The organism is Sediminibacterium sp. GW821-FHT12F12, assembly GCF_058806635.1.
Window position 1 is genome coordinate 45,240 of record NZ_JBXAPW010000012.1, and the last position, 12,827, is coordinate 58,066.

Here is a 12,827-nt window from a genome sequence, read left to right on the forward strand (position 1 = left end):
CCTTTTTATTGATTAAGATAAATGGTTCCGTCTTTCATTACCAGCGCTGTTTTCCTGATCTGCGAAATATTGGCAGAAGGATCTCCTTCTACCGCTATCAGGTCGGCGAGTAATCCCTTTTTGATCCGGCCGATGGTATTGCCATACCCAAACATATCCGCATTCACAGATGTGGCACTTTTCAATACATCCAGCGGTTTCATTCCATAAGCTACCATGGCTTCCATTTCACGTGCATTATCGCCATGGGCATATACACCTACATCACCTCCAAACACAATCGTAACTCCTTTCTGCAAAGCCAGAGTAAAAGCCCTGCGTTTGTTGGTGATTTTCTGGGGCTCCGGAAAACTACCCTTCTTCCAGCCATCGTATTCACTCGTGGCTTCTGATGCACTGAGCGTGGCGCAATAGCCTACTTTGTGCTGTACCATCAGGTCAAAAATTTCGGCGGTAGCATTATCGCCATGTTCAATGGTACTCACACCCGCCAGTATAGCGCGTCGCATGCCTTCTTCCGAACCGGCATGGGCCACTACTTTGCGGCCACTGCTGGCCGTAACGGCTACAATGGTTTTTAATTCATCGAGGGTAAAAGTAGGTTCCGGTTTTTTGCTATCCAGTCCCCAGCGGTAATCCGCATATACTTTGATCAGGTCGGCCCCGTTGCCGATCTGTGTCCTGGTTTCTTTGATCAATGCATCCACACCATCCGCTTCAGCGGCACCCCTGATGAGCTGGTGATCTGTATTTTTCAGTTTGGGTCCGTAACTGCCGGTGGCCACAATGGCTTTGGTGGCAATGATCATTCTGGGTCCGGGGATGATGCCTTTTTCGATAGCGGCTTTTAAACCCACATCATCATAATCGGCCCCTTCGGTTCCCAGATCGCGTACGGTGGTAAAACCGGCCAGCAGGGTTTTATTGGCATGCACCACGGCGCGGGCCGTTCTTTCGGCGCGGGACTCATTCAGTACCTGTTCGTCCCATTTGGTTTCATTGTAAGGGTGGAGCAGGAGGTGCGAATGTCCCTCTATTAACCCGGGCAAAAGGGTCTTACCTTTTAATTCGATGATCCTGAAAGGCTGTTCCGGCTTGATACTGGCTGATTCGCCCACTGCTATGACCTGCTGTTGTTTTACCAGTACGGCCCAGTTGGTATGCATGGTTTCTCCATCGAATACCCTTTCGGGCTTTAGCAGGATAGCGGTATCCTGTGCGATAATACCGGTAGCCGGCAGGAGGAAAAACAGCAGTAAAACAGCGGATCTTCTCATAAATGGATTATTAGGGTGAAGTTAACAAAGGTTCCTGCCCGCTTAAAAAAAATTTGGTTTTACAACGATTCTGCTACAACTTTGCCAGCAATGAACCAGATCACAAACAAATATTGGTGGTGGCATACAAACTCCGTTCGGGGATTGTAATGGCATAGCCAGTACTTTTTGAATACTATTCAGAACCCCGACAGAGATTGTCGGGGTTTTTTATTACCCCTGGCTCCCCAAAAGGGGAAGAATCAGGGGAGATTGATCACTTAGCTGCTTTTCAAAAGCGCTGTAAATGCCCCGCAGGGGTTAGGGTGAAATATGAAGAAAATAACACTACAAACACAATGCAGGAAAATGCTGGGCGACCTGTTTACGCCGGTAGGTATTTACCTGCGCTTGCGCGATCGGTTCCGCGATACGGTACTGCTCGAAAGCACCGATCACCATGCCGCAGAGAATAGTTATTCGTTTATCTGTATCAATGCCATTGCAGGCATCCAGATCAGTTCGGCAAAAAGTATAGAATACAAACTGCCTGGCCAGAAACCTGAGCAACTGAGCATTAAAGCTACCGCTGAAGTACCCGATCAACTCTGGTCCTTCATGCAACGTTTTGAAGCCAAGGAACCTACCATGAAAGAGGGCAGGTTTGCACAGGGCCTGTTCGGATACACCACATTTGATGCCGTGCAGTTCTTTGATACGATTCAACTGCACACGGCCGCCGGCGTTGAACCTGTTATTCCGCTGATGCGTTATCGCCTGTACCAGTATGTGATCGTGTTCAATCATTTCAAAGATGAACTGTTTATCTGCGAGAACCTCGTGCCCGGACTGGACTCTGAATTATCTATTGTAGAATCGCTGATCAAGAGCAAGGATGTGCCGGTATTTCCTTTCAAAAGCCAGGGCGAAGAGTCTTCTAATATGACCAATGAGGAATACAAAGACATGGTGCAGAAAGGTATTCAGCGTTGTATGCGCGGGGATGTGTTCCAGATCGTACTCAGCAGAAGATTTCAGCAGCGGTTTACGGGTGATGAGTTTAATGTGTACCGCGCTTTGCGCAGTGTGAACCCTTCGCCCTATTTGTTCTTTTTTGATTATGGTGATTATAAACTGATGGGATCCTCGCCGGAAGCGCAGCTGGTGATCCAGAACGGCAAAGCCATTGTACATCCCATTGCCGGTACCTTTAAGCGTAGCGGTGATGACCAGGTTGACCAGGAAATGGCAGCTAAGCTGCTGGCCGATGCCAAAGAGAATGCAGAACATGTAATGCTGGTAGACCTTGCCCGCAATGATCTCAGCCGTTCCTGCGATGAAGTGGAAGTGAGCCAGTACCGCCAGGTGCAGTATTACAGTCATGTGATTCACCTCGTAAGCGAAGTAACCGGTAAAGTGAGCAAAGGCCAGAATCCCTTTGAGCTGCTGGCCAAAACCTTTCCTGCAGGCACCCTGAGTGGGGCCCCAAAATTCAAAGCTATGGAGATCATAGATGCGTATGAACCTACGGCCAGAAGTTATTATGGGGGTGGTATCGGTTTTATCGGGTTTGATGGCAGTTGTAACCATGCCATCATGATCCGCACCTTCCTGAGTAAAAACAATACGCTGGTGTACCAGGCCGGTGCAGGTGTAGTAGCCGCGAGTGTGCCGGAGAGTGAATTGCAGGAAGTGAATAATAAACTGAATGCACTGAAAAAAGCCATCGAGATAGCAGAAGGAATTTAGTTCACGGATCAAGACCGATAAAACCCGTCAAAGCAAACAGTAAAATGAAAATATTAGTATTTGATAATTACGATTCGTTCACTTACAACCTGGTTCACCTGGTAGAAAAAATAACGCATGGTAAAGTAGACGTGTACCGGAATGATGAACTACCTATGGAAAAAGCGAAGGACTATGATAAGATCATTCTCTCTCCTGGTCCGGGCATACCTTCAGAAGCGGGTATGTTATTGCCACTGATCAAGGAATATGCTTCCACCAAATCCATACTGGGTGTTTGTCTTGGCCACCAGGCCATCGGCGAAGCTTTTGGGGGCAGTCTCACGAACCTGTCAACCGTGTATCATGGCGTAGCTACACCAATACAATTGATCAAAAAAAACTCACCACTCACTACTCACCCCTCACAAAACAATGTCTTCGCCGGCCTGCCCGATGAGATCGTTGTGGGCCGCTACCATAGCTGGGTCATCAATGAAAGCGGCTTCCCGGCCGAGCTGGAAGTAACGGCAAGGGATGCCAATAACTATATCATGGCTTTACAACATAAAACATTTGACATACAGGGCGTACAGTTTCACCCCGAAAGTGTGCTTACGCCCGATGGCGAAAAAATGATGCGTAACTGGTTAAATAAATAAGATGAAAAAGATTTTACAGTATCTGTTTGAATATAAAACATTGTCGAGAGAGCAGGCAAAGGAAGTGCTGATTAGTATGTCGCGCGGACAGTATAATGAAAGCGAAATGTCTGCTTTCATCACCGTATTCCTGATGCGCAGTATCACCATCGAAGAGCTGCAGGGTTTCAGAGATGCTTTGCTGGAACTCTGTGTGAAGATAGATCTGCAGGGTCACCCGGTAATGGATATTGTAGGTACCGGAGGGGATGGAAAGAATACCTTTAATATTTCTACCTTATCCTGTTTTATTGTGGCAGGTGCCGGACAAAAAGTGGCCAAACATGGTAACTACGGGGCTACTTCTATCAGCGGCTCTTCGAATGTGATGGAACAGCTGGGATATCGTTTCAAGAGCAGTAATGATATTTTACTGAAGGAACTGGAAGCGGCCAATATCTGTTTCCTCCATGCTCCGCTGTTTCATCCTGCCTTAAAAATAGTTGGTCCCATCCGTAAGAACCTGGGTGTAAGAACATTTTTTAATATGCTGGGCCCGATGGTAAACCCTGCCGACCCTGCTTACCAGCTGGTAGGCGTATATAACCTGGAGATGGCGAGGATCTATAATTACCTGTTGCAGCAAACGGGTAAAGCATTCACTATTATCCATAGCCTGGATGGTTACGATGAAATCTCGCTCACCGGCGATACCAAAGTGATCACCAATGAAGGAGAGAAAGTGATGACACCCGAACAATTAGGCAAACGCCTTGTTTCTGCAGAAGACATTTACGGGGGCAATACGGCAGAAGAAGCCGCTAAGATCTTTCAGAAGATCATCAGAGGAGAAGGTAGCTGGGCGCAGAATGCAGTAGTGCTGGCCAACGCTGCCATGGCATTGCATTGCACGGGTAAATATACCAGTTACGATGCAGCGTATCATGCCGCCGTAGATAGCCTGGAAAGCGGGAAGGCTCATCAATCTTTACAAACCTTAATCAGCCTGCAATAACATGAATATTTTAGATACCATCGTAGCGCAGAAAAAAAAGGAAGTAGCGGAACGTAAACAGCAGGTGCCTGTTGCCGAACTGGAGAAAGGGCGTTTTTTTGCCAATGAAACGCTATCATTAAAATCCTTCCTGCTGGATCCTGCCAGAACGGGAATCATTGCAGAATTTAAACGTAAATCTCCGAGCAAGGGCATTATCAATGATCGTGTATCGGTGGAAGAAGTTACCCAGGCCTATGCCCAACACGGCGCTTCCGGTATTTCTGTGTTAACCGATCAGGAATTTTTTGGCGGCTCACTGGATGATCTGCTGGCAGCTACCATTAATGAAGTACCGCTGCTGCGCAAAGATTTTATGATCGATGAATACCAACTGGTAGAAGCCAAAGCCTATGGTGCGGAAGTGATTCTGCTGATTGCGGCCTGTTTAACTCCTGCCGAAGTGAAAACGATGGCGGGGGTAGCCAGGGGGCTGGGACTGGAAGTATTACTTGAGATCCATAACGAAGAAGAGCTGGGCCATATCTGTGAAGCGGTAGACCTGGTGGGCGTAAATAACCGGAATCTGAAGACTTTTACCGTTAGCATTGATACTTCGCTGGCGCTTATTAACAAGATACCCAAAGAAAAGCCCGCAGTGGCAGAAAGCGGTATCAGTGATGTAGATACTATTGTAACTTTACGGCAGGCCGGTTTTACAGGTTTTCTGATAGGAGAGAATTTTATGAAACAGGCCCGTCCTTCGATTGCTTTTGCTGATTTTGTCAATCAACTAAAAGCAGGATAATATGCGAATCAAGGTTTGCGGTATGACCAGCACGGAACAGGTTCTGCAACTCGATGAAATGGGAGTGGAATTTGCCGGATTTATTTTTTACCCGAAATCGCCCCGTTATGTATATAAGTTCATGCCCAAACCTGAGATAAAAAAGATCAAGGGAAAAGGCATTAACAAAGTGGGCGTGTTTGTAAATGCAACGGTGGAAGAAGTACTGCAGACGGTAGATGATTGCGGTTTACACCTGGTGCAGTTACATGGAGATGAAACCCCAAAGTACTGCGAGAAGATCTCCAATTATGTGGGTGTGGTAAAAGCATTCCGCCTGCGCGAAGAAGACAATGTGTTGTGGAAAGTAAAAGACTATATGGACATCGCCGACATGTTTCTCTTTGACACCGAAGGTGCGGGATATGGCGGCACTGGTAAACAGTTCGATTGGAATATTCTGCGCGGACTGGCTATTGGGAAACCTTTTTTCCTGAGTGGTGGGATTGGTCCGGAAGATACTGAAAAGCTGACGCATTTTGCCAAAGAACCGGTAGCCAAAGATCTTTTCTCAATTGATGTGAACAGCAAATTTGAAATAACTCCCGGCATTAAAGATATGGAAGCGTTAACCAGATTTATACCGTTAGTAAAACAGCTATAAAAGATTAAGATGACAGCGACCCTCACTTACCAGCATCCCAACGAACAAGGTTATTATGGCCGGTTCGGCGGTGCCTATATTCCGGAAATGTTACACCGCAATGTAGAAGAATTAAAGGCCCGTTACCTCGATATCATGTATGAAGCCTCTTTTCAAAAAGAGTTTCAGCTGTTATTGACAGATTATGTGGGCAGGCCCACTCCTTTGTTCCTGGCCGAACGTTTAAGCAAGGAATACCAGACAAATATTTACCTGAAAAGAGAAGACCTTTGCCATACCGGTGCCCACAAGATCAACAATACCATTGGCCAGATTCTGCTGGCACGTAAGCTGGGTAAAACCCGCATCATTGCAGAAACAGGTGCGGGGCAGCATGGTGTGGCCACGGCCACCGTTTGTGCGTTGAAAGGGATGGAGTGTATTGTGTACATGGGTGAGAAAGACATTGAACGCCAGGCCCCCAATGTGGCGCGCATGAAAATGCTGGGCGCCAAAGTGATACCGGCTACCAGCGGCAGCAAAACACTGAAAGATGCCACCAACGAAGCCATCCGCGACTGGATCAATAACCCGGTGGATACACATTATATTATTGGCAGTGTGGTAGGCCCGCATCCTTATCCGGATATGGTGGCGCGCTTTCAGAGTGTGATCAGCGAAGAAACGAGGTGGCAGCTGAAAGAAAAAACAGGCAGTGAATTACCTACGCATGTAGTTGCCTGTGTGGGCGGTGGTAGTAATGCGGCCGGTGCCTTTTATCATTTCCTGGATGAACTGAGTGTGCAGCTGGTAGCAGTAGAAGCCGCCGGTTATGGGGTGAACAGTGGTATGAGTGCCGCTACCACCCAACTGGGTACACCGGGCATCCTGCATGGCAGTAAAAGCCTGGTGATGCAGACAGCCGATGGACAGGTAGTGGAGCCGCATAGTATTTCTGCCGGACTGGATTACCCCGGTGTGGGCCCTTTACATGCTAATCTCTTTGCCAGTGGCCGCGGTACTTTTGTAAGCGCCACCGATGAAGAAGCTTTACAGGCGGCTTTCCATATCAGCAAAACAGAAGGCATTATTCCTGCACTGGAAACAGCGCATGCATTTGCGGTACTGGGAAAACTGCAGTTGAAAACAACGGATACCGTAGTGATCTGTTTAAGTGGCCGTGGCGATAAAGACCTGGCTACTTACATGAAAGCCATGAATATCTGATAAGATTACTGATTGATACACTATACCATGAGCAGAATACAGGATTTATTTGCCAAAAAACAGCAAGAGGTTTTGAATGTGTATTGCACGGCCGGTTATCCCGAATGCAACAGCACCCTTACGGTGATGAAAGCTTTGCAGGATAACGGTGCCAACCTGATAGAACTGGGAATGCCCTATAGCGATCCGCTGGCAGACGGACCGGTGATTCAGGCCAGCAGCAGTAAGGCACTGGAAAATGGAATGACACTGGCCATATTGTTTGAACAACTGAAAGATTTCAGGAAAACGATACAGATCCCGGTGATCCTGATGGGCTATATGAACCCGATACTCCAGTATGGCTTTGAAAAATTCTGTGCCGATGCGGCGGCAGTGGGCGTAGATGGTTTGATATTACCTGATTTGCCGGAGTTTGAATTTGAAACGGAATATGGCCCCATCATCAAACAATACGAACTGGATTTTATTTTTCTGGTAACCCCAGAAACCACGGAAGAAAGGGTTCGCAAACTGGATGAACTGAGCAGTGGCTTTTTATACGCGGTAAGTTCATCAGCTACCACAGGTAAAGACAAAGACTTTACAGCGGTTGGAGTATATCTGCAAAGATTACAATCCATACAACTGAAAAATCCTGTGATGGTAGGTTTTGGTATTAAGGATAGAGAAACTTTTCAGTCGGCCTGTAAATATGCCAATGGTGCCATTATTGGAACAGCGTATATACAGATGCTTAACCAGACAAAAAACATCGAAGAAGGAACCCGCCAGTTTTTGCAGCAGGTTCTGGGAACAACAGTATAACCCATCAAAATGAAACTAGCTATTGTAAAATATAATGCCGGTAATATCCAGTCAGTCCTGTATGCTTTGGAGCGCATTGGTATGGAAGCGGTGGTAACGGATGATCATGCCGAATTACAAGCGGCCGATAAAGTGATCTTTCCTGGTGTGGGTGAAGCGAGCAGTGCTATGAACTACCTGAAAGAAAGAGAACTGGATACGCTGATCAAAAGTTTAACCCAACCTGTACTGGGCATTTGTTTGGGTATGCAACTGATGTGTACCCACAGCGAAGAGAACGATACCGAATGTTTGGGCATATTTGATACGGAAGTGAAAAAGTTCACCGGTCAGCTCAAGATCCCGCAAATAGGCTGGAACCTGGTGCAGGAAGGAAAAGAACCGCTGTTTACTGGTATTCAGAAAGATCCTTACTGTTATTTTGTACACAGCTACTACGCAGCGCTCTGCGAAGAAACAGCGGCTGTTACCGAATACGGTGTCCGTTTCAGCAGTGCTTTACAGAAAAACAATTTTTACGGCGTCCAGTTTCACCCCGAAAAAAGTGCTTCGGTAGGAGAACAACTGTTAAAAAACTTCATCCAATTATAAAACCCCTTCCTCTGCAGGAGGAATCGAAATAGAAATTTTTAATTTTTAATTTCTAATTGTTAATTATTCATGCAAATCATCCCCGCCATAGATATCATTGATGGAAAATGTGTTCGCCTTACCCAGGGCGATTATGACCAGAAGACCATTTACCATTCCAACCCACTGGAAGTGGCCAGACAGTTCGAAGATGCCGGTCTGCAGCGGTTACACCTGGTAGACCTTGACGGAGCCAAAGCCGGTGCCATTAAAAACTGGAAAGTGCTGGAAGCGATTACTAAAGCCACTTCGCTGGTGGTTGATTTTGGGGGAGGCATTAAAACAGAAGAGGACCTGAAAATCGTATTTCATTCGGGTGCTGCTTTTGCCACTATCGGAAGTCTGGCCGTAAAGAACGAAACCCTGTTTGTAGAATGGTTACAGAAGTATGGCGCGGAAAAGTTTTTACTGGGGGCCGATGTAAAAGGAGAAAAGATTGCAGTAGGCGGCTGGCTCGAAACCACTGATATTGATATCTATGCTTTTATTGAGAAGTACATGGGCTATGGCATCAGCCAGATTTTTTGTACGGATGTGAGTAAGGACGGAAAACTGGAGGGGCCCTCGCTGGAACTGTACCAGCGCATCATTCACCGTTTTCCGGAACTGATTTTTATAGCAAGCGGCGGAGTAGCTACCCTGGAAGACCTGGAAGAACTGAAACTGATCGGTTGCTGCGGTGCCATTGTGGGCAAAGCGATTTATGAAAACAGGATCACGCTTACAGAACTGATCAATTTTTAAAGCCTGCCTTCTGTGGGTAGATTTGCCTGCGGAGGCGCTAAGGCGCAAAGCGATTTTATGTTAACGAAACGAATTATACCCTGCCTCGATATCAAAGATGGCAGAACCGTGAAGGGGGTCAATTTTGAGAATATCCGTGATGCCGGCGATCCGGTAGAACTGGGTGCTTTTTATGCGCAGCAGGGAGCAGATGAACTGGTGTTCCTCGATATCACGGCTACGGTAGAAAAAAGAAAAACACTGAGCGAACTGGTGAATAAGATTTCGCACCATATCAATATTCCTTTTACAGTAGGAGGTGGCATCAGCAGTGTAGAAGATGTAAGTGTACTGCTGCAGAACGGTGCCGATAAAATTTCTGTGAATACAGCCGCTTTTAAAAACCCGCAATTGATCGCTGATCTCTCCAAAGAATTTGGTAGCCAGTGTGTGGTACTGGCCATTGATACCAAACAGGAAGCCGATGGCAACTGGTATGTATACCTGAATGGCGGCCGGGTTAAAACGGATACATTGTGTACCGACTGGGCCCGGCAGGCCGTTGAACTGGGCGCAGGCGAGATCTTACTCACATCTATGAACCACGACGGTACCAAACAGGGTTTTGCCCTTGATATTACCGCCACACTGGCCAGCACATTACCCGTACCCGTAATTGCCTCGGGAGGGGGGGGAACGATGGAACATTTTGTAGATGTATTTACCAACGGGAAAGCCGATGCGGCACTGGCCGCCAGTATTTTTCACTTTAAAGAGATCGGGATCCCGGAACTGAAAGCCTACCTGAAGGATAAGGGGATTGTAATGAGGATCTGAGCCGGAACCTGTTCCCGAAATCTTGCTGTATCTTTGCAGACCCTTGCTGAGACCGGCACAGGTGTTAAAGTGTGCGACGCAACCCATGATCAATCAAGAACCAAAAGCTGGTAACATGAAAATAGATTTTGCCAAATATGCAGACGGGCTGGTGCCTGCCATTGTACAGGATTTTCACACCCATACCGTACTGATGCTCGGGTTTATGGACCAGGCGGCACTGGATAAAACGGAACAGACGGGGAAAGTGACTTTTTACAGTCGCACCAAAAAGCGGCTGTGGACCAAGGGCGAAGAGAGTGGTAATTTTCTGGAACTGAAAAGTATTACGGTGGATTGTGACAATGATACCCTGCTGGTAAAAGCGCATCCGGTGGGCCCGGTTTGTCATACCGGCGCGGATACCTGTTTCAGCGAAAAGAACCGGAACGATAATTTTTTACTCTATCTCGAAGAAATTATCCGTTTGCGCAAACTGGCTACACCGGAGGAATCGTATGTAGCGAGGTTGTTTGGCAAGGGCCTCAATAAGATAGCCCAGAAAGTGGGGGAGGAAGCCGTAGAACTGGTGATTGAAGCCAAAGACAACGATGATGACCTGTTTCTGAACGAAGCGGCGGACCTGTTATTCCATTATTTGCTTTTGCTTAACGCGAAAGGACATAATTTACAGGCTGTAATAGAAGTACTTCAAAAAAGACATTCGAAATAAGCATGAAAAAATTACTGATCATTTTATTGATGCCGATACTGGCCATGGCCCAGGGTGGACAGGGTTTTACCATGATGCAACCACAGGTAAGTGCCGGGTTTGTAATCAAGGGTAGCCTGAGTGGTTTAAAAGACAGCACGGAAGTTATCCTGAAAGGAGGCAACGATGGAAAGATCATTGCCAAAGACAAAGTAAAAAAAGGCGCATTCACCCTGAAAGGGAAACTAAATGAGCCGGATATTTTTCAGCTCAGTTTTACAGGTTACGCACAGGCGGTTGATCTGTTCATTGCTAACGATGCGATTACTATTTCCGGCGATCTGAATCAGCCGGGTTCGGTGCAGATTAAAGGCTCTGCTACTGAAACGGATTACGAGGCTTTTAAAGCTACTTTCAATCCTTTGTTCGAAGAGATGCGGGCAAAAGTACAGGTGATCAATGGAGAAAAAGAACCGGGCAAAAGAGATTCGCTGATACTGGGGTATACAACTTTGCGTAACACGGTTATGACCACTGCCATGAAGTTTGTGAAAGACAAACCCGCTTCGGCCGTAAGCTCGCTGACTTTGTTTGCGGTGATGCCATTGTTTGAAGGTCCGGTAGAACTGGAAAATGTATATACACAACTACAACCCTCAGCCCGCAAAGGTTCTTTTGCCCGCGAGATTGAAAAGAAGATTGCGGATACCAAAATAGGAATGATTGGTTCACAGGCACTTGATTTTACCCAGAAGGATGTGGATGGCAAACCAGTATCACTGGCTTCTTTCCGTGGTAAATATGTGCTGGTGGATTTCTGGGCCAGCTGGTGCAAACCCTGCCGCATGGAAAACCCGAATGTGGTGGAAGCTTACCAGAATTATAAAGACAAAAACTTCACCGTACTGGGCGTATCGCTTGACCAGTCAAAGAATAACTGGCTGCAGGCTATACAAGCTGATAAACTGAGCTGGACCCATGTAAGTGACCTCCAATACTGGAACAATGCGGTGGCACAGTTATACCGTATTCAAAGTATCCCCGCAAATCTGCTGGTAGACCCCAACGGAAAAATCATTGCCCGCGATATCAGAGGTGAGGAACTGCAAAGAAAACTGAAGGAATTACTGAAATAAAATATCTGTGGATCTCTGTATCTCCGTGTCTCTGTGTGTTGAAGAGGCACGGATTTTTTTTGCGCTGACTGAAGTGATTTGTTTCTTAGCAGAATCGCAGAAACTGTCCACCCTCTTTAGCTCTTTCTCTCTTTTAGCTCTTAGTGAAATAAACATCCCGCTTATCGGCAGAATTGCGGAAAGTGTAAAAGGTTTCACTAAGAGAAGGACAAGAGAAAAAGAGGGTAAAAGAGAATGAGCGTAAATGATCAACCTACTCCAGTAGGAAGTTTACAGTTTATGTTACTATAAACTGTGCCTTTGCGTGAGATATTTTTGCGCGTAGTTACCCAACGATATTATTTTTTGAACAGTTTCGCGTAAGTATCCGCATCAAATCCGATAGCGATTACTTGGTTCCCTTTTTCGATGAGTGGGCGTTTGATGCCGCTGGTATTTTGGGTAAGCAGTTTAATAGCCGCTTTTTCGTTGGTGATGGTTGCCTGCACTTCGGGAGTGAGTCCGCGCCAGGTGCTGCTTTTTTTATTCAATACCACTTCCCATCCCAGTTGGCTGCTCCAGTTTTTCAGTTTGGCAGCTGTGATGCCCTGCTTTTTGTAGTTATGAAACTCGAAAGGGATCTGGTGTGCATCTAACCAGACAAGGGCTTTTTTTACCGTATCGCAGTTGGGTATTCCGTAAACAGTGTACATGTTGACCGATTATTCGGGCAAAAGTAGCCAGTAAA

14 protein-coding genes are annotated in these 12,827 nt (G+C 46.6%); 12 read left to right on the forward strand and 2 right to left on the reverse strand.

Annotated features, from left to right (window positions below):
* Positions 1-5 precede the first annotated feature (5 nt).
* The gene (locus AC1RNB_RS15155; protein ID WP_493084156.1) at positions 6-1,277 is read right to left on the reverse strand and encodes a metal-dependent hydrolase family protein; all 1,272 of its coding nucleotides are present in this window, start codon (positions 1,275-1,277) and stop codon (positions 6-8) included.
* Positions 1,278-1,589: 312 nt separating this feature from the next.
* Here AC1RNB_RS15155 and AC1RNB_RS15160 point away from each other — a divergent pair, with 312 nt between their 5' ends.
* The 12 genes from AC1RNB_RS15160 (at position 1,590) to AC1RNB_RS15215 (ending at position 12,100) form a co-directional block, all read left to right on the forward strand.
* The gene (locus AC1RNB_RS15160) at positions 1,590-3,005 is read left to right on the forward strand and encodes an anthranilate synthase component I family protein (RefSeq protein ID WP_493084158.1); all 1,416 of its coding nucleotides are present in this window, start codon (positions 1,590-1,592) and stop codon (positions 3,003-3,005) included.
* A 44-nt stretch (positions 3,006-3,049) separates the two neighbouring features.
* Positions 3,050-3,646 (forward strand): anthranilate synthase component II, encoded by a 597-nt coding sequence (locus AC1RNB_RS15165; RefSeq protein ID WP_493084160.1) that lies wholly within the window; start codon positions 3,050-3,052, stop codon positions 3,644-3,646.
* 1 nt (position 3,647) lies between these two features.
* Complete coding sequence (gene trpD / locus AC1RNB_RS15170) at positions 3,648-4,640, forward strand: anthranilate phosphoribosyltransferase (RefSeq protein WP_493084161.1); 993 nt, start codon at positions 3,648-3,650, stop codon at positions 4,638-4,640.
* A gap of 1 nt (position 4,641) precedes the next feature.
* Positions 4,642-5,427, forward strand: a complete 786-nt coding sequence (gene trpC / locus AC1RNB_RS15175; RefSeq protein ID WP_493084163.1) for an indole-3-glycerol phosphate synthase TrpC — start codon at positions 4,642-4,644, stop codon at positions 5,425-5,427.
* 1 nt (position 5,428) lies between these two features.
* Entirely contained in the window at positions 5,429-6,070 is a 642-nt protein-coding gene (locus AC1RNB_RS15180; protein ID WP_493084165.1) for a phosphoribosylanthranilate isomerase, read from the forward strand.
* Positions 6,071-6,079: 9 nt separating this feature from the next.
* On the forward strand, positions 6,080-7,276 hold the full coding sequence (gene trpB / locus AC1RNB_RS15185) for a tryptophan synthase subunit beta (RefSeq protein ID WP_493084167.1): 1,197 nt from the start codon (positions 6,080-6,082) through the stop codon (positions 7,274-7,276).
* A gap of 27 nt (positions 7,277-7,303) precedes the next feature.
* Positions 7,304-8,083 (forward strand): tryptophan synthase subunit alpha, encoded by a 780-nt coding sequence (gene trpA / locus AC1RNB_RS15190; protein ID WP_493084169.1) that lies wholly within the window; start codon positions 7,304-7,306, stop codon positions 8,081-8,083.
* 9 nt (positions 8,084-8,092) lie between these two features.
* Positions 8,093-8,674: an imidazole glycerol phosphate synthase subunit HisH gene (hisH, locus tag AC1RNB_RS15195; RefSeq protein ID WP_493084171.1), complete on the forward strand. Its 582-nt coding sequence runs from the start codon at positions 8,093-8,095 to the stop codon at positions 8,672-8,674.
* A 69-nt stretch (positions 8,675-8,743) separates the two neighbouring features.
* Positions 8,744-9,457 carry a 1-(5-phosphoribosyl)-5-[(5-phosphoribosylamino)methylideneamino]imidazole-4-carboxamide isomerase gene (gene hisA / locus AC1RNB_RS15200; RefSeq protein WP_493084173.1) on the forward strand — a complete coding sequence of 238 codons (714 nt, stop codon included), beginning with the start codon at positions 8,744-8,746 and terminating at the stop codon, positions 9,455-9,457.
* Positions 9,458-9,514: 57 nt separating this feature from the next.
* The gene (gene hisF / locus AC1RNB_RS15205) at positions 9,515-10,273 is read left to right on the forward strand and encodes an imidazole glycerol phosphate synthase subunit HisF (protein WP_493084175.1); all 759 of its coding nucleotides are present in this window, start codon (positions 9,515-9,517) and stop codon (positions 10,271-10,273) included.
* 115 nt (positions 10,274-10,388) lie between these two features.
* Complete coding sequence (hisIE, locus tag AC1RNB_RS15210; RefSeq protein WP_493084177.1) at positions 10,389-10,985, forward strand: bifunctional phosphoribosyl-AMP cyclohydrolase/phosphoribosyl-ATP diphosphatase HisIE; 597 nt, start codon at positions 10,389-10,391, stop codon at positions 10,983-10,985.
* A 2-nt stretch (positions 10,986-10,987) separates the two neighbouring features.
* Complete coding sequence (locus tag AC1RNB_RS15215; RefSeq protein WP_493084179.1) at positions 10,988-12,100, forward strand: redoxin domain-containing protein; 1,113 nt, start codon at positions 10,988-10,990, stop codon at positions 12,098-12,100.
* A 338-nt stretch (positions 12,101-12,438) separates the two neighbouring features.
* On the opposite strand, the gene AC1RNB_RS15220 is transcribed toward AC1RNB_RS15215, so the two are convergent.
* The gene (locus AC1RNB_RS15220) at positions 12,439-12,792 is read right to left on the reverse strand and encodes a Spx/MgsR family RNA polymerase-binding regulatory protein (protein ID WP_493084181.1); all 354 of its coding nucleotides are present in this window, start codon (positions 12,790-12,792) and stop codon (positions 12,439-12,441) included.
* Positions 12,793-12,827 lie beyond the last annotated feature (35 nt).